Raw genomic sequence first — 17,256 nt, 5'->3', positions numbered from 1 at the left:
CCCCTATCCGACGCACGCATATTCAGTGGCTCTTCCGTTTTTCAAAAAAAGCAAGGACAAGGCACCCAGCCCCGCGCGCAAGCCGACGCCCGCGCCTGCCGCCGAATCGCAGCCGACCGAAACCCTGTTGACTCTGGACATGGGGGCCGGCGGCATCGTGGTGGAGGAGTCCAGCGGCACGGCGCAGTCGCCGGTGGACGAAGTGGCCATCCTCTATGCCAGCGGTCAATCCGACATGGCCGAGCGTTTGCTGAAGGATCTTCTGACCACGGGCGATCACCGCGCCTGGCACATGCTGTTCGACCTCTACGGCATCCAGAATCGCGAAAAAGAGTTCGATCAGCTGGCGCTGGATTACGCGCTGCGTTTCGAAACCTCGCCCCCGGTCTGGCAAGCCATGGGGGGGAACAACGCCCCCAGCAAATCCCAGCAAGACCAAACCGCCAGCCTGGAGCTGCCCGGCCTGCTCGACAAGAAAGCGGCCGCCACCCTGCGCGAAGGCGTCGCCGCCACCGCCAAGAATGCCGCGGTGCGGATCGACTTTTCGCGCATCGCAATGATCGATGAAGCCGGCGCAGACGAATGCGCCAAGCTCCTCGCCGCCGCGCGCAAGGCCCGCCGCAAGCTGCAGGTCAGTGGCGTCGACACCCTGACCGCATTGCTGCAGGATCTCAACCGCGCCACCCACAGCCGCGCGGTGCACTGGCTGCTGCTGCTGGAGCTCTACCAGACGCTCGGTCAGGAGGCAAACTTCGAAGACCTGGCGGTCGACTACGCGGTGCGTTTTGAAGTATCGCCGCCCTCCTGGAGCGAAGTCCAGGCCGCTGAAGTCGTGCAGGCAACACTCGCCGCACCACTGGACGATGCGCTGCGGCTGACCGGCGAAATTACCCCCGCCAACGACAGCGCCTTGCAGCAACTCGGCAGCTATGCCTCCACCCACAACGAGGTGCTGGTCGATCTGTCGCAGGTCACCCGCGTCGATTACGGCAGTGTCAGCCAGTTCATCAGCGTGCTGATGCAGTGTCTGGGCAGCGGCAAGACCATCACCCTGCGCGGCCACAACGCGCTCATCCACGAACTTTTCCGCGTCATGGGAATCGATCAGTTGGCACAGCTCATCCCGCACCACCCGGACTGACCCCGGCCGTCCTGATCGATCAGGCTGCGGCATCGCCTGCCCCCATCCATTTCAGGCGGTCGGATTTGCCCGCCGGACGCGACGCGGCAAGACGGCGCCAATCTTCACCTTTGCGCCTTCGCGGCCAACCCTTTTTTCAGGATAATCCCGCCCATGGAACAATATCGCGGCACCACCATTCTCTCCGTTCGACGGGGCAGCGACGTCGCCCTCGGCGGCGACGGCCAGGTCACCCTCGGCAACATCGTCATCAAGTCCACCGCGCGCAAGGTGCGTCGGCTGTACCAGGAAAAAGTCCTGGCCGGATTCGCCGGCGGCACCGCCGATGCCTTCACCCTGTTCGAGCGCTTCGAGGCCAAGCTCGACAAGCACTCGGGACATCTGCTCCGGAGCGCGGTCGAACTCGCCAAGGACTGGCGCACCGACCGCATGCTGCGGCGGCTCGAGGCCATGCTGGCGGTGGCCGACCACGAGTACTCGCTCATCATCACCGGCAACGGCGACGTGCTGGAGCCCGAACTCGGCATCGCCGCTATCGGCTCCGGCGGCGCCTTCGCCCAGTCCGCTGCCCGTGCGCTGCTGGAAAACACCGACCTGCCGCCGCTTGAAATCGTCAAAAAGAGCCTCACCATTGCGGGGGACATCTGCATTTATTCGAATCAGAACCACGTGATTGAGGTGCTGGGGGCCAGGGGTCAGGATTCAGGGGGCAGGGAATGAGCGGCCCCCGGCCGCCTGCTTGAATAAACCCGCGAAGCGACAAAGCCCCCTGATCCCTGATCCCTGATCCCTGATCCCTGATCCCTGATCCCTGATCCCTGAATCCTGAATCCTGAATCCCGACCCCTAGAAATGACGCCCAAAGAAATCGTCCACGAACTCGACAAACACATCGTCGGCCAGGCTGCCGCCAAGCGCGCGGTCGCGGTCGCCCTGCGTAACCGCTGGCGGCGCCAGCAGGTCGATGAGCCGCTGCGACAGGAAATCACGCCGAAGAACATCCTGATGATCGGCCCCACCGGGGTCGGCAAGACCGAGATCGCGCGGCGCCTGGCGCGGCTCGCCAACGCGCCCTTCATCAAGATCGAGGCGACCAAGTTCACCGAAGTCGGCTATGTGGGCCGCGACGTCGACACCATCATCCGCGACCTGATGGAAACCGCGGTCAAGCAGATGCGCGAACAGGCCACGTCCAAGGTACAGTTCCGTGCCGAAGAAGCCGCCGAGGATCGCATCCTCGACGCGCTGCTGCCGCCGCCGCGCAGCGTCGGCCTGGGCGAGTCCGAACCGCAGCGCGAGGAAGGCGCGGCGCGCCAACGCTTCCGCAAGATGCTGCGCGAAGGCGCACTGGACGACAAGGAAATCGAGATCGAGGTCGCGGCGGTCAGCCCCAGCATGGAAATCTTCACCCCGCCGGGGATGGAAGACCTGTCGCAGCAGCTGCAGGGCATGTTCCAGAACATCGGGCAAAGCCGCCGGCAAGCCCGCAAGCTGAAAGTGCGCGAAGCGTTCAAGCTGCTGACCGAGGAAGAAGCCGGGCGCCTGATCAACGACGAGGAAACCAAGCAGCAGGCGCTCGAGGCGGTGGAGCAGAACGGCATCGTGTTCCTCGACGAAATCGACAAGATCGCCACCCGCAGCGACGCGCAGGGCAGCGACGTGTCGCGCCAGGGCGTGCAGCGCGACCTGTTGCCGCTGATCGAGGGCACCACCGTCTCGACCAAGTACGGCATGGTGAAAACCGACCACATCCTGTTCATCGCCAGCGGCGCGTTCCACCTGTCCAAGCCGTCCGACCTCATCCCCGAGCTGCAGGGGCGGCTGCCGATCCGCGTCGAGCTGCAGGCGCTCTCGGTGGAAGATTTCGAGCAGATCCTGACCGCCACCGACGCCTGCCTGACGCGCCAGTACGAAGCCCTGCTGGCGACCGAGGGCGTCACCCTCAAATTCACCGAAGACGGCATTCGCCGCCTTGCCGAGATCGCCTTCGAGGTCAACGAGCGCACCGAAAACATCGGCGCGCGCCGCCTCCACACGGTGATGGAAAAGCTGCTGGAGGAGATTTCCTTCGACGCCGGCAGCGTCACCGGTGAACACGTGGTCGACGCCGACGCGGTCACCACGCGGCTGGCCGCGCTCGCCGCCCGCGAAGACCTGGCGCGCTACGTCCTGTAACCCTTCGCTTTTAGCGTTTCGTCTCTGTCCTCCCACTTTAAATCTATTTATGAACCCTGAAACCAAGCAACCCATCGAAACCCGCGGCAAATTTCTTTCCACCATCCTGTTCGGCAGCCGCTGGCTGCAAGTCCCGCTGTATCTCGGCCTGATCGCCGCGCAAGTGGTCTACGTCTTTCACTTCATGATCGAGCTCGAGCACCTCGTCGTCGGCACCTTCACCCTCTCCGAAGAAGCCATCATGCTCATCGTGCTGGGCCTGATCGACGTGGTGATGATTTCCAACCTGCTCATCATGGTCATCATCGGCGGCTATGAAACCTTCGTCTCGCGCTTGAGGCTCGAAGGCCACCCCGACGAACCCGAGTGGCTGTCGCACGTCAACGCCAACGTGCTGAAAGTCAAACTCGCCACCGCCATCATCGGCATCTCGTCGATCCACCTGCTGAAGACCTTCATCAACGCCCCCAACCTGGATGAAAAAGTCCTGCTGTGGCAGACCGTCATCCACATGGCCTTCATCGTATCGGCGGTGGCGATTGCGTACATCGACAAGCTGATGCCGCATCCGGCGAAGCATTGAATGGTACCCGGCACGCCCGCCGGCGCTCGACACAGATACGCCGGGCGAGCCGGCCAGTTGCGCGAATGTTTCAAACGGTTGCTAAATACAAATACCTAGTCGGGTAGGCAATCTACCCACTGGCGGCATGGTTTTGGTGCGCTTAGTCTACAAGTGCACGCTCGATAAGGAGTCCGACCATGTCCGACGATACACTTTTCCAATCCCGCCGCGCCTTTCTGCAGGCGTTACCGGCGATCACCGCCGGTGTGGCGCTGCCCATGAACACCGCCAGTGCCGCCGAAGGCAAACACCATTGGGCAATGCTGGTGGATGTACGCAAGTGCATCGGCTGCCAGGCCTGCACCGTCAGTTGCATCATGGAAAACGCGGTGCCGGAGAACAGCTTCCGCACTATCGTCTCCACTTACACGGTCACGCAGGAGGTGGACGGCAAAACCGTGGCCGGCACCTACGTGCTGCCGCGTCTGTGCAACCATTGCGACAATCCGCCCTGCGTGCCGGTCTGCCCGGTAAACGCCACCTTCAAACGCGATGACGGCATCGTGGTGGTGGACGGCTACCGCTGCGTGGGCTGCGCCTACTGCGTTCAGGCCTGCCCTTACGACGCCCGGTTCATCAATCACGACACGGGCAAGGCCGACAAGTGCACCTTCTGTGCGCACCGGGTCGACGCGGGCCTGCTGCCGGCCTGCGTCGAAACCTGCGTCGGCGGTGCCCGCATCTTCGGCGACCTGAACGACCCCAAAGGCGAGCTGCGACGCAGGCTGGACGCCGCCAAGGAGGCGGACGCCATCAAGGTGCTCAAGCCCGAATCCGGCGCCCGCCCCAACGTTTTTTACATCGGCCTCGATCCCCGTTTCCAGGGGCGCGTCGAGGGCCAGGGCGCCTTGTGGCGGCCGAGTGAGCACGGAGCTTAATCATGAACACATCCATTGTCGAAGTCGTCAACGTGGCCCGCGAAGTGTCGTGGCTGCCCTGGGCGGTCCAGTACTTTTTCCTGATCGGTCTGTCGGTGGGCTGTTTTCTGCTCACCCTACCCTGGTTCGTGCTGCGCCGACCCGCCTGGGAACGGGCCAGCCGCCTGGCCCTGCTGGGCGCGCTGGCCTGCGGCCTGACGGCGCCCGTGGCCCTGCTCGCAGATCTGCACCAGCCCGCCCGTTTCCTCAATTTCTACCTGCACCCCAATCTCGGCTCCTGGATGGCCTGGGGTGCCTTCTTCATCCCCCTCTACCTGGGTGGGCTGGCGCTCTATGCCTGGCTGGTGTTGCGCCCGGATCTGAAGCGCCTGGCCGACATCGGCGGGCGCGGGGCGGGCATCTACCGGGCGTTTGCCTACGGCGGCCACGACAGTCTGGGCGCGACCCGCATCGCCGCCGTGCTCGCCCTGGCCGGCGCCGCGCTGGTGGCGCTCTACACCGGCATGGAAGTGATGGTGGTGAGCGCCCGGCCATTGTGGGACACGCCCTTCCTGCCGGTGCAGTTCTTCATCACCGCGGTGGCCGGCGCCATCGGTCTGGTGCTGGTGCTGGACCGCGCCATCGGCGACGGCCGCGCGGCGGAAGGCACCCATCTGCTGCGCCTGTTGGCGGCGACCCAGGTGCTGGTGCTGGCGGTGGGCGCCGCCTGGCTGCTGCTGGGTGTCACCGGCTTGTCCCCGCGACACGCGGAGGCGCTGGCGCAAGTGGCCCCCTCGGCCGCCTGGCGGATCACCGCGGTGTGGGCCGCCGGCAGCGCCCTGGCCACACTCTGGCTCGCCGTTCGGCATCCGGAATGGCGGCTGGCAGCCGGCCTGATCGCCCTGCACAGCGCCTGGATGATGCGCTGGACGATATTTATCGGCGGCCAGCAAATCCCCAAAACCAGCGCCGGCTTCTACGACTACCACCTGCCCCTGGGCCAGGACGGGCTACTCGGCATCGTCGGCACCGCCGGCCTGTGGATCGCCGTCCTGATCCTGCTGATCTCAGTACTGCCCTGGGCCGGCCAGCGCCGCGCCCAGGCCTAAGGAGAATGTCATGACCATTAACACCCGTCGCAAGATTCTCGCCGCCGGCGGCCTGATCGCCTTCAGTGCCGGCTTCAGCGCCACCGCCGAGCGCATGCTCAAGCCCCTGCTGGGCCGCGACAAGTCGAAGAGCCAGTATCACGGCGCCTCCCTCGAACCCGAGTTCAACATCGATCCGGCAACCGGGACGCTGAAGGTGAACCCCGCGCAGCAGGTGAGCTACACCATGTGCCTCGGCTGCACCACTTTGTGCGGCGTGCGGGTGCGCATCGACCGTGCCAGCGGCAAGGTGCTGCGCGTCGCCGGCAACCCGTACAGCCCGCTGTCCACCGAGCCGCACCTGCCGATGAAGGCGTCGATCCGGGACAGTTTCGTCGCCATTTCCGGTTTCCAGGACAAGGGCCTGGCGGGGCGCTCCACCGCCTGCGGCCGCGGCAACGCGGTGCTCGAGCAGATGGACTCGCCGTTCCGGGTATTGCGCCCGATGAAGCGGGTGGGTCCGCGCAATTCGGGGCGCTGGGAACCAATCCCGTTCGAACAGTTGATACGGGAATTGACGGAAGGCGGCGACCTGTTCGGGGAAGGCCCGGTCGAGGGCCTGAAGGCCCTGCGCGACCTGGCCACCCCGATCGACCCGCAGCGCCCGGAACTGGGTCCGAAAGTGAATCAGGTGGCCCTCATCACCAGCGTCAACGACGGCCGTCTGGCCTTCGGCAAGCGTTTCATGCAACAGGCATACGGCACGCTGAACTTTGTCGGCCACGGCTCCTACTGCGGCGGCGCTTACCGTTCCGGCTCCGGCGCGCTGTTCGGCGACATGAAAAAAATGCCTCACGGCAAGCCGGATTTCGCCAACACGGAATTTGCGCTCTTCATCGGCACCGCGCCCGCCAACGCGGGCAATCCGTTCAAGCGGCAAGGGGCGCTGCTGGCCCAGGGCCGCACCGAGGGCAAGCTGAATTACGTGGTGGTGGACCCGGTTCTGACCAACGCCGACAACATGGCCGTCGGCGAGCGCGGGCGCTGGATTCCCATCAAGCCCGGCACCGACGGCGCGCTGGTGATGGGCATGATGCGCTGGCTGTTCGCAAACCAGCGCTACGACGCAAACTATCTCGCCCACCCCAACATGACGGTGGCGAAGGCGGCCGGCGAGCCGTCCTGGAGCAACGCTACCCACCTGGTCGTCGTCGAGCCCGGCCATCCGCGCCAGGGCCGTTTCTTGCGCGGCTCCGACCTGGGGCTGGTACTCGCCGAGGAGGAGCGCTACAAGGAAAACGACCCCTTCGTGGTGCTCAACGCCGAGGACAAGACCGTATTTCACGACAAGGCCACCATGTCGGCGCAACTGTTCGTGGGCGGCGTGGTCGAGGCCGGCGGCCAGCCGCTTCAGGTCAAATCCTCGCTGCAACTGCTGCGCGAGCAGGCTTTCCTCCACAGCCCGGACGAATACGCCGCCGCCTGCGGCATTCCGGCGCAGACCATCGCCGCCCTGGCGAAGGAATTTTCCAGCCACGGCAAGCGCGCGGCGGCGGTCGCCCACGGCGGCATGATGGCCGGCAACGGTTTCTACAACGCCTACGGCGTGGTGACCCTGAACGCGCTGATCGGCAACCTGAACTGGAAAGGCGGGCTCAGCATGAACGGCGGCGGCTTCAAGGATGCCGGTGCCGGTCCGCGCTACAACCTGGAAAGCTTCCCCGGCATGATCGAAAAACCCGCCGGTATGCCGCTGGGACGCAACGCGCCGTACGAGAAAACCGCCGAATTCGCCGCGAAAAAGGCGGCGGGCAAGGCTTATCCAGCCCAAGCGCCGTGGTTCCCCAACGCGCCCGGCCTGGCCACCGAATGGCTGACCGGGGCCGCCAACGGCTATCCCTATGGCATCAAGGCGCTGTTCCTGTGGAGCGCCAACCCGGTGTACGGCATCCCGGGCGTGCGCGCGCAGGTGGAAAAAGATCTGATGGATCCGAAAAAGATTCCGCTGATTGTTTCCATCGATCCGCTCATCAACGAGAGCAATGCCTTCGCCGACTACATCGTGCCCGACTCGCTGCTGTATGAGAGCTGGGGCTGGGCCTCGGCCTGGGGCGCGGTGCCGACCAAGGCCAGCACCGCGCGCTGGCCGGTGGTGGAGCCGAAGGCGGAGAAGCTGGCGGACGGCCAGGCGATCGGCATGGAGACCTTCTTCATCGCCCTGGCCCGTGCCATGGCGCTGCCCGGCTTCGGCCCCGGCGCCATCGCCGACATGGAGGGCAACACCTACCCGCTGGAGCGGCCGGAAGACTGGTATCTGCGGGGCGGCGCGAACATCGCCTGGCTCGGCAAGGAACCGGTGGCAGACGCCAGCGACGAGGACATTCTGCTGTCCGGCGTCGAACGCCTGCGGCCGTTGCTGGAACGCACCCTGAAGCCGGAGGAGGTGCGCAAGGTGGCCTTCATCCTCGCCCGCGGCGGGCGCTACCAGCCCGCCAAGGAAACCTACAGCGAGGACAACCCGGAATGGATGACCCACCGCTACGACAATGGCCTGCAGATCTACAACGAAAACCTGGGCGCGGCGAAAAACAGCATCACCGGCAAACGCTTCACCGGCTGCGCCACCTGGACCGAGCCGGTGTTCGCCGACGGCACGCCGATGCGCACGCTTTACCCGGAGGCCGACTGGCCGCTGCAACTGGTCAGCTTCAAGTCGGCGCTGCAGAACTCCTACTCCATCGCCGCCTCGCGGCTGCGCGGCATCCACCCGGAGAACCCGGTGCTGATGCATCCGGCGGATGCGGCCCGCTTCGGGCTGGAAAGCGGCGATGCCGCCGTGATCCGCACCCCCGGCGGCAGCGTGCGTAGCCGCGTGATCGTGCATGCCGGGGTGATGCCCGGCGTGCTGGCGGTCGAGCACGGCTTCGGCCACAAGGAACTGGGCGCCCGCGCGCACCGCATCGGCGAGGCGCGCCAGCCCGAGGTGCCGGCCATCGGCGCCGGGGTCAACCTCAACGACCTGGGGCTGGCGGATCCGACCCGCCAGGGCAAGTCGGTGTGGGTGGACGCGGTCTCGGGCACCTCGGTGCGCAACGGCCTGCCAGCCACGGTCGCGCGCGCCTAGCGGGACTGATCGTGGCTAAACGGGCTAGCCCATGGCAATGACCATGCATGTGGATGTAGTGAGCATCGAGGAATTGCTCTTTTCCGGCCTGGCGGAGTTTGTTGTTGCGCCGGCGGAAATGGGCGAGGTCGGCATTTACCCCGGGCATGCGCCGATGCTCGCCCGCCTCAAACCCGGTGTCGTGCGGCTGAAAATTCCGCACCAGATGCAAGAGGAGGTGGTTTACGTTTCAGGCGGAATGCTGGAGGTGCAGCCGCAGGGGGTGACGATTCTTTCCGACATGGCTATCCGGGAGAAGACCATGGAGGAAGGGAATCTATGGGATGAAAAACGGAAGGCCGAGGAAACCATGAAAAACCGCGTCACGGCGATGGAATACGCAAAGCTGGAGGTCGAACTGGCAAAGGCGCTTGCGCATCTGCAGGGCATTCAGAAGTTGCGCCACAGCAAGAAGGGTTTAACCTGAATTCAGCAGTTCTTGAACCACAGAGGCACAGAGACACAGAGTTGATTCGACGAGAGAAAATCGGCTGAATGGCACTCACCCCATGGGCGAACCGGCTGGCAGATGCAAGCTCTTGTTTTCTCTGTGTCTCTGTGGTGAACTGCTTTTTCCAGGTTTAATGTGAAGACGCATAACACATGGATGACATGGCCTTGCGGAATGGGCATTGCGTCCGGATGTGGAAATTCCGCCGTAGTAAATCCTGGAAACAGCCATGTGGCTATCCAACCGGCGGCCGCCAGCCTCTGCTCAATCCAGGTCGGCCGGGTCGGCGCGCAGCATCAGGCGCGCCAGCTCGGCGGCGGAACCGGTGTGCGTTTTCTCCATCACATGCTGACGGTGTACATGCACCGTCTTTTCGCTGATATCCAGTTCCCGCGCGATCAGCTTGTTGGGCAGGCCATGGGCCACTCTCAGCGCCACTTCCCGCTCCCGCGGCGACAGCCGTTCCAGTAGCGCATGGGCTTGGTCGTGGCGCCGTTCCGCCGCCAGTTCCCGGCAACTGCGGCGCACCGCCTGGGTCACCGCATCCAGCAGCACCTGATCCCTGAACGGTTTTTCCAGGAAATCGCAGGCTTCCTGCTTCATGGCCTGCACCGCCAGGGAGACATCGCCATGGCCGGTGATGAAAATGATCGGCAGCGTCCGCCCTTGGGCTCGCAGCACCTGCTGCAATTCCAGCCCGCTCATGCCGGGCATGCGGATGTCCAGCACCAGGCAGCCGGGGTCTCCCGGTTGGTAGGCGGCCAGAAATGCTTCGGCGCTGGTGTGGGCCTGGGTTCGCCAGCCGACCGAGTCGAGCAGGAACACCAGGGAACGACGCAGCGCCTCATCGTCGTCCACGATATGGATCAAGGCTCGGTCAAGTGGTGGGGTCATCGGCGGGCAGGGTGAAAATAAACGTCATGCCGGGTGCGTCGGCGTGGGCCTCGGCCCACAGCCGTCCGCCGTGAGCCTCGACAATGGTCTTGCAGATCGACAGGCCCAGTCCCATGCCGTCTGGCTTGGTGGTGAAAAAAGGCTCGAACAGGTGCTGCGTGGACGCCGGCGCCAGGCCAACGCCCTGGTCACGGATGGCAATCCGGTAGTGGTGTCCTGCCTGCTCCAGGGTGACGTCGATGGCGCGCTCGGCGGGCGGCAGGTCCTGCATGGCATCGGCGGCGTTCTTCAGCAGGTTGAGCAGCACCTGCTCCACCTGCAGGGTATCCGCCTCGACCAGCGTACCGGGCGGCAGGCGGTCGGCGATGTCGATACGCGGCGCGCCCGGCAGCATGCCGCCGAACAGGGCGGCGGCCTCCCGAACCAGCTCGGCCAGGGGGCGCCGCTCCCGCACTGCGGCCCGCTTGCGGGCGAAGGCACGGATGCGGTGCACGATGCCGCCGGCGCGCGCCGCCTGGGCGGCGATTTCCCGGCTCGCCTCGGCCAGGATCGCCGGCGTGTAGCGGCCGCTGTCGAGGCGGCGCACCAGGCTTTGGGCGTAGTTGGCGATGGCGGCCAGCGGCTGGTTCAATTCATGCGCCAGGGTGCCGGACAACTCGCCCAGGATCGACAGGCGGGACAAATGGTCGAACTGTTCCTGGTGCGCGCGCATGCCGGCTTCGGCCGCATCCCGCTGCGCCAGCGCCTGGCGTAGCGCCGCCGTGCGGGCATGGACCTGCTGCTCGACGCGAACGGCGTGCACGATCCAGCCGGCCAGGGCCGCGAAAAAAAGCAACAGGAACGGCCAGTAGCGGCGCGCCAGCGCTTGCAGGGTGGTCTCGCGCAGATAGGCGTAAGGGCCGATCTGCAAATCCCGGAACAGTTCGTGCACCGCCTGGTAATCCGCCGGCACCGTCCAGGCATAGCCTGTGGGGGATACCGGCATCGACAGCAGCGCCGTGGCCACCGCCTTGGCCAGGTGCAGATCGGTATGGCGCAGGGTGGCAAGAGGCCAGTCCGGGTAGAGATCGGACGACAGGCCACAGGCGAAGCCCTCCACCTGGCGTGGCGAGAGCACCTTGAAGTCGGCGAGCCGGATGGCCCCGTCCCGCGCCAGATCTTCCAACAGGCAGGCGCGCACGATTCCCGCATCGACTTGGCCACGGGCCACGGCCGTGACGATGCGCGGCATGGGGAAGCCGACAAAGTCGAGGCGCGCGAAATCCCCAGGCTCGACTCCCTGGCGCCTGAACTCCCGCCAGGCCACCTGGAAGCCGCCGAACGCATCCTCGCCGACGGCGGCCACCCGCTCGCCCTTGAGGTCGGCCAGCACGTTCAGGTCGCGCCGGTCGGCACGGACGATCACCGCCGAACCGATAGCCTGCGAGGGCGAGGGCACCCCGGGCGACTCCAGCGTGGCGATGCGGCTGACGCCGAATTCGGATTCCAGGGCCGCATACTGGCCGCTGTTGGTGATGACGAAATCCAGCGCCTGTTGCTGCACCGCCTGGCGCAAACCGGCCACATCGTAATACGTCAGGACGACACGCCGCGCCGGCAAAGACGCCTCGATATGCGCCACCAGCGGGGACCAGGTGGACAAGGCGACTTCGACGCCGAGGAAAGCGAGAACGCCGATCCGCACCGGCGGCGCGGCCTGCGCATGGGCCGCGGGAGGGCGCGCCAGCACGGCCACCAGCACGGCCAGAAACAGGATCCGCCGGTGGTGTCCGCGTACCGATGCAGTGCTCATGCCACCCTTCCCCTGGATTCGTGCCGCAACCGTCGTTCCCGCTTGCGTCCGCTCCGTACAGTATTTAAGGGCGTTGCCGGCTTGGACGCGAAGGGCGCAGGGGCGGCAGCGCCCCAGCCGGGCGCCGCCCGGGAGACGCAGCTATTTGCCTTCGCGCACGTCATCCATGATCGCCACCACGTCCTTTTCCCAGCGTTCAAACAATGGCTTCAGCGTTGCATCCGGAAAGAGCCGCCGCAAGGCCTGCGGGTGGCTTGCCACCACGATGGTCTGGTCGCCTTCCGCGAAGATCGTGATATTCAGGGGCAAAAAAGGGATCAGGGTGGGATGGCTGGCGGTCGCCCGCTTCACCTCCTCGTACTTGCCGAAATAGACCACGCGGTACATGTCGCTCTTGAAATCGCGCCGCTCCAGGTTTTCGTTCACTTCCTGCAGACGCGTGACGGTGTAGCCGCGTGACGAAATGGCACTTTGCAACTGGGCCATCGCCTCCGGAAACAGCTTGTCCACCCGTACCATGAGCAGGTCCGCCGCCGCCGCGGGTGCGATCGTCGCCAGCAGCAGTCCGACGGCAGCCATCCATTTCATCAGCGTGTTCATATCGTCGCCTCCTCCATGATCCGGGTATAACTTTCGCTCATCTGTTCGCACAGGCGATTCAGCTCGGCGTTGTTGAACAGCCGGCTCAACACCTTGGGGTTGACCGACATCACCTGCACCTTGCCGTCGTCCCGCTCCAGGATGGTAATGCGGCAGGGCAGGAACATGCCCACGCGCGGATCGACGGCCAGCGCCTGGTTGAGCAGGCTGATGTTGCAGAAGTAGACGATGACCTGTTTCGGGTTTTCCCGGGCCGGCTCGATCAGCCCATACTCGAGCGTCTGCACCCGGCCGTAGAAGAAATTGTTGGTGGTCACCGCCTGCTTCACGTTTTCCACCGTGGTTTTCAGGTCGTAGGAAGAATCGCGGACGATCACCGGACTTTCCACGTCCAGTACCTGTGCGCTTTCCGGCAAGGGCTGCTTCTCGAAACTGCGCACGTAGCTGACGATATCGTCGATGTCCTTTTCCTTCAGCCCCTGTTTGAGGAAAGAGGTCATCGGCGTGCCTTTCCGGCCGTGCATCAGCGTGGCCTTGATCATGGCGTCGGTGGCCGCGGCGAGGAAGCCGGGGTTGTGCAGCGCGGGCGCCATGATGGACAAATCGCGCGGACGCGAAAAGGTGACGCCGGTGCCCTTGCTGCCTTCGCCGTTGGCGCCGTGGCAGGCGGCGCAGTATTGCCCGAACAGCTGCCTGCCGTGCACCGGATCGCCCTTCACCGGCCGCGTGGAATAGGTGGCCGCCGGACCCTTGTTCCAGCCACGCACATGGCGGACGATGGCCTCGATTTCGGCCTTGTCCAGATGGTCAAACGACGGCATCACCCGCCCCGGCCGGCCGAGGCGTATGGTCTTGCGCAAATAGTCGTCGCTGATCCCGGCCTGGAACGAGGGCAGCGCCAGCGGCACACCGATGCCGCCGGTGCCGGTCTCGCCGTGGCAGGCGGCGCAGTTGCGCCCGTACAGTTTCGCACCGTCCGGCGCGGCCAAGGCCGGGGACAGGCCTAGCCCGGCAAGCAAGGTGACAACCAGTAGACGCGTCAGCATGATTTCGACCCTCCTTTTCACATACGTAGTAAATATATAGCACAATATTTAATATATTATTATATTAATACATATTTATTTTATATGAGAAACAACGTCCACTTTCGAAGATATAGACTGTAAACAAACTGCGGGGAAATTGCACCAGGATTGCTTCCCGGCGCTCCCATGCCCTGGCGCCGGGCCGCCCCCTTCTGGGATCGTTCTGGGATCGACACCCGGCCCGGACAGACACCCCGCCTCACTAATACCGCCATCGACATTACTTATTGGCCGCCCGCTCCCCGCCGGCGGAAAATCGGGCGACACACTTTCACGGAGACATCCATGGCCACCCGCGACACCCTCACCCCCAAAGAAGCCCAATGCAGCGGCGGCGCCGATTATGCCGCGCTGGCGCTGCAAGCCCTGCAGGAACCCGCAGACGCGGCCTACGCCAAGGAACTGATGGACCGCGTGGCGGACGACTGCCAGTTCACCAAGGATCTGGCGGCGTGCGCCATTGTCTACAAGGCACTGGGCGAGCAGGACCGCGCCGAGGAACTGCTGCAGACCGCGGAAGACTACTGCATGAGCGGCGAGGAGCAGGTCGCGCTGGCCGAGGCCAAGTTCAAGGTGCTGGGCGACAAGGCGGCGGCAGTGGGCGCCTATGAAAAGGCGCTGAAGGAAACCAACAACCTCGACCCGCTGATCGACCTGGCGAAGGACGTGATGCGCGTGATCGCCGATGGCGCGTTCGCCAAGAAGGTGCTGGAAAAGGCCGAGGCAAAAATCTCGCGCGCGGTGGAATACAGCAAGCTGGCGGCCGCCTCGGCCGAGCACCTGCTGGACAAGGATTACGCGGAAGCGATTTTCAACAAGGCGGCGGAGAAGCTCTCCAGCGTGCCCGACCTGCTGGCGCTGGCAGGCGAGGTGACCAAGACGCTGGGCGATCCGCAAAAAGCCAAAGCGCTGTATCAACGCGCACTCGAAGGCGCGACCGACTTCGCCGCTGCAAAAACATTGATCGAATCAGCCAGGCAGACGGGGGATGCCGCCTTCATGCAAACCGCGCTGAAAAAGGCGGGCGACCTGGCCACCGCCACCGGTGAATACATCGAACTGGCCGAGGGGCTGGCAAGCGTGGGCGACAAGCCGGGCGCCACGGCGCTGCTGGATAAGGCCGAGGAAGCAGTGGCCGGACTGGACGAGATGTACAGGCTGGTGGCCGCAGTTGAAGCACATCTGGCCGACGACGCCGAGCGCCTGGCCCGGGTGAAGGTCAAGCTGGAGAAGCGCCAGGCCAACCACGTGCGCTACATGGAATTTCAGCAACTGGAAAAGGACGCCGTCAGCGTCAAGCAATTCCTCGCGCTGGCCGAACGCGTGCGGCTGGAACTGGAAGACCCGTTCTATTCCGCCAAGCTGATCGAGGCCGCGGAGACCCTGCTCGACGGCACCGGCTACCAGTTCTCGCGCTACAAGCCGATCCTGCTGGCGGTGGACAAAAACCTGGACGACACCGACTGGCTCTCCCGCCTGCTCGATCGCGCGGCGGAAAACGCCACCGACTTCATCGCCTTCAAGGATCTGGTGGTCACCGCCGCGCAGCTGCATCACCGCGAACTCGGCGTGTCCAAGGCGCGCACCTACCTCGCCATGCGCGAAGCGGCGCTGGCGGCGGATGCCAATGCCACGGTGTACGACCTCGCAAAACTCGCCGAGGCGAGCTTTGCCGCGACGCGGGATGCGGCCGAAGCCGACCGCCTGCTGGAAGCCGCACGCGCCCAGGCCAAGGATCACTTTGCGCTGACCCACATCGGCCGCCTGTACGCCGCCATGGGTAACAGCGCCAAGGCCGATGAATACTTTGCCGCAGCCGCGGCCGCCTGCCCCAACGGCGACGCCTGCATCCAGTTCATCGACCGCCTGAAGGGCTTTGCCCTGCCGGTCGAGACGCTGAAGAAGTGGTATGCCGAGTGCGGCACGCATCTGAGCAAACCCGCCGACAAGCTGCGCTGGGCCGAAGGCATCGCCGATGCGCTCAACGACAAGGTCTGGGCGACCGAGGTGTATGGCCAGCTCGCCGGGCAGTTCAGCGGCACCGAGGCGGCGCGGTTCGAACTTTCCCGCCGCTCGCGCGCCGACCTCAATTACTTTGGTTCTTCCCGGCGCCACTAACCGCGGCTTGGTCGATTGGCCAGGCAGCGCTAAGCGCGTTGCAATACCCCTGAAAACAGCCCGGTTGTCCCACAAGGGGACTCCGACTTGCTATGGGCTAAAGCCCATGCAAGATCGTATGCCGGGCTGTTTTTACTTGTAGACTGGTAAGCGAAGCTGTTATCAGGAGCGCCACATGGTCGAAAATCTCTCCGCCCTCATCGACACGGTGCAGAAGAACTGCACCATCGCCGACGCCCGCCACGCGCGCGACATGACGATGTGCACCTTCCTGCTGGAAATGCGCGAGTACTACCGCTGGGAAATGGAAATCCCCTACGGCGCACGCCTGCCCAAGGACGAGCTCGGCGACTGGCTGAATGCGCGCGAGAGCCTGTGGGATACGGTGGAAGAAGAGGAGTTCGCGCCGCTGCCGCTGAGCGAAATCGGCATCGATCCGTTCGAGGCCGACGACATCAACCGTGCGCTGATCCCGCTGGGGCTGGTCTACAGCAGCGGGCTCGGGCATTTTCGCAAACCCCATTTCGTGTTGGCCGAACTCAAGCGCGCCGAGGTGCGCGAAGGCGTGCAGGTGCTGGTGGCCGGCTGCGAATATGCGCGCGACCTGATCGCCCCGCCAGCGGCGATGCGCGACGGTGCCATCTTCCTGCGCATGGACGCGGTGCGCCGCCTGCTGTGGAACAAGTATGAGGAATGGCAGTGGAAGGAAAAGGACACCGCGCTGGGACGCGCGTTTGCCCACTACGACTTCGAACGGGATGTCGAACGCGGGCTCGACCGCATGGCCGAGGCCGAAAGCGAGGCGATGATCCTGCACGAGATCGGCGAGGCGCGCGCCGAATCGCTGCTGGGCGCGGACTGGAATGAAATGCTCGGCCAGCTCACGTCGAGGCATGCCGAACTGCTGGTGCGCGCGGTGCGCGACCATCTGGCCGACTGCCTGATGACGCTGCCGACCCTGCTTGAACGCGAAGCCATCGGCTCGCTGCATTTTTATCTGGCCAATCTGTCCGGCCTGCGGCGCGTACTGTTCCCGGCATTGCCGCAGGCATACGAAAGCTGGCTCGCCAGCCGCGATACCGCCCAACTCGCCGACCTGGTATCCAGGGCCGAAACTCACTGGCTGGATGTGGCGCGGCAACTGACTGCGGCCTATCACCGCGATCCATCGCAGGGCGACGCGCAGCTCAATGCGCTGGCCGGCGGCGACCTCGCCGGTCTGAAACGCTAGGGAAACACTGATTAATTCGATATAGCCGTCATT

14 protein-coding genes are annotated in these 17,256 nt (G+C 64.8%); 10 read left to right on the top strand and 4 right to left on the bottom strand.

All coding sequences use genetic code 11. The annotated features are described in order from the left end of the window. Positions 1-25 precede the first annotated feature (25 nt). The 8 genes from ABW22_RS07160 to ABW22_RS07125 all read left to right on the top strand — a co-directional run bounded on the left by ABW22_RS07160 (position 26) and on the right by ABW22_RS07125 (position 9,476). A complete protein-coding gene (locus tag ABW22_RS07160; protein WP_059753983.1) occupies positions 26-1,141 on the top strand; it encodes an STAS domain-containing protein in 1,116 nt (371 codons plus the stop codon). 153 nt (positions 1,142-1,294) lie between these two features. Further along, on the top strand, positions 1,295-1,861 hold the full coding sequence (gene hslV / locus ABW22_RS07155) for an ATP-dependent protease subunit HslV (protein ID WP_059753981.1): 567 nt from the start codon (positions 1,295-1,297) through the stop codon (positions 1,859-1,861). A 132-nt stretch (positions 1,862-1,993) separates the two neighbouring features. Beyond that, a complete protein-coding gene (hslU, locus tag ABW22_RS07150) occupies positions 1,994-3,316 on the top strand; it encodes an ATP-dependent protease ATPase subunit HslU (protein ID WP_059753978.1) in 1,323 nt (440 codons plus the stop codon). A gap of 49 nt (positions 3,317-3,365) precedes the next feature. Beyond that, a complete protein-coding gene (locus tag ABW22_RS07145; RefSeq protein WP_059753975.1) occupies positions 3,366-3,899 on the top strand; it encodes a TIGR00645 family protein in 534 nt (177 codons plus the stop codon). Positions 3,900-4,078: 179 nt separating this feature from the next. Continuing rightward, the gene (dsrO, locus tag ABW22_RS07140; protein ID WP_059753972.1) at positions 4,079-4,819 is read left to right on the top strand and encodes a sulfate reduction electron transfer complex DsrMKJOP subunit DsrO; all 741 of its coding nucleotides are present in this window, start codon (positions 4,079-4,081) and stop codon (positions 4,817-4,819) included. A gap of 2 nt (positions 4,820-4,821) precedes the next feature. Continuing rightward, positions 4,822-5,907: an NrfD/PsrC family molybdoenzyme membrane anchor subunit gene (gene nrfD / locus ABW22_RS07135; RefSeq protein ID WP_059753969.1), complete on the top strand. Its 1,086-nt coding sequence runs from the start codon at positions 4,822-4,824 to the stop codon at positions 5,905-5,907. 10 nt (positions 5,908-5,917) lie between these two features. Next, on the top strand, positions 5,918-9,010 hold the full coding sequence (locus tag ABW22_RS07130) for a tetrathionate reductase subunit A (protein WP_059753967.1): 3,093 nt from the start codon (positions 5,918-5,920) through the stop codon (positions 9,008-9,010). A 31-nt stretch (positions 9,011-9,041) separates the two neighbouring features. After that, positions 9,042-9,476, top strand: a complete 435-nt coding sequence (locus ABW22_RS07125) for a F0F1 ATP synthase subunit epsilon (RefSeq protein ID WP_059753964.1) — start codon at positions 9,042-9,044, stop codon at positions 9,474-9,476. A gap of 288 nt (positions 9,477-9,764) precedes the next feature. On the opposite strand, the gene ABW22_RS07120 is transcribed toward ABW22_RS07125, so the two are convergent. The 4 genes from ABW22_RS07120 to ABW22_RS07105 all read right to left on the bottom strand — a co-directional run bounded on the left by ABW22_RS07120 (position 9,765) and on the right by ABW22_RS07105 (position 13,832). Then, positions 9,765-10,370: a response regulator transcription factor gene (locus tag ABW22_RS07120; protein ID WP_237763264.1), complete on the bottom strand. Its 606-nt coding sequence runs from the start codon at positions 10,368-10,370 to the stop codon at positions 9,765-9,767. Positions 10,371-10,377: 7 nt separating this feature from the next. After that, positions 10,378-12,186: a sensor histidine kinase gene (locus ABW22_RS07115; RefSeq protein ID WP_082708619.1), complete on the bottom strand. Its 1,809-nt coding sequence runs from the start codon at positions 12,184-12,186 to the stop codon at positions 10,378-10,380. Positions 12,187-12,327: 141 nt separating this feature from the next. Continuing rightward, entirely contained in the window at positions 12,328-12,786 is a 459-nt protein-coding gene (locus ABW22_RS07110) for a DUF302 domain-containing protein (protein WP_059753957.1), read from the bottom strand. Then, positions 12,783-13,832: a c-type cytochrome gene (locus tag ABW22_RS07105; protein WP_059753954.1), complete on the bottom strand. Its 1,050-nt coding sequence runs from the start codon at positions 13,830-13,832 to the stop codon at positions 12,783-12,785. The genes ABW22_RS07110 and ABW22_RS07105 overlap by 4 nt, the downstream gene beginning before the upstream one ends. A gap of 327 nt (positions 13,833-14,159) precedes the next feature. On the opposite strand from ABW22_RS07105, the gene ABW22_RS07100 reads away from it, so the two are divergent. Together ABW22_RS07100 and ABW22_RS07095 are read left to right on the top strand one after the other, a co-directional pair. Next, positions 14,160-15,992: a tetratricopeptide repeat protein gene (locus ABW22_RS07100; RefSeq protein ID WP_059753952.1), complete on the top strand. Its 1,833-nt coding sequence runs from the start codon at positions 14,160-14,162 to the stop codon at positions 15,990-15,992. A gap of 175 nt (positions 15,993-16,167) precedes the next feature. Next, positions 16,168-17,223: an Sfum_1244 family protein gene (locus ABW22_RS07095; RefSeq protein WP_059753950.1), complete on the top strand. Its 1,056-nt coding sequence runs from the start codon at positions 16,168-16,170 to the stop codon at positions 17,221-17,223. Positions 17,224-17,256: the final 33 nt, after the last annotated feature.

The sequence above is a fragment of the Thiobacillus denitrificans genome, from assembly GCF_001530125.1.
Lineage (GTDB): Bacteria > Pseudomonadota > Gammaproteobacteria > Burkholderiales > Thiobacillaceae > Thiobacillus > Thiobacillus denitrificans_C.
The sequence above is the reverse complement of the archived record's forward strand: the minus strand, read 5'-3'. Positions and strand labels throughout refer to the sequence as shown.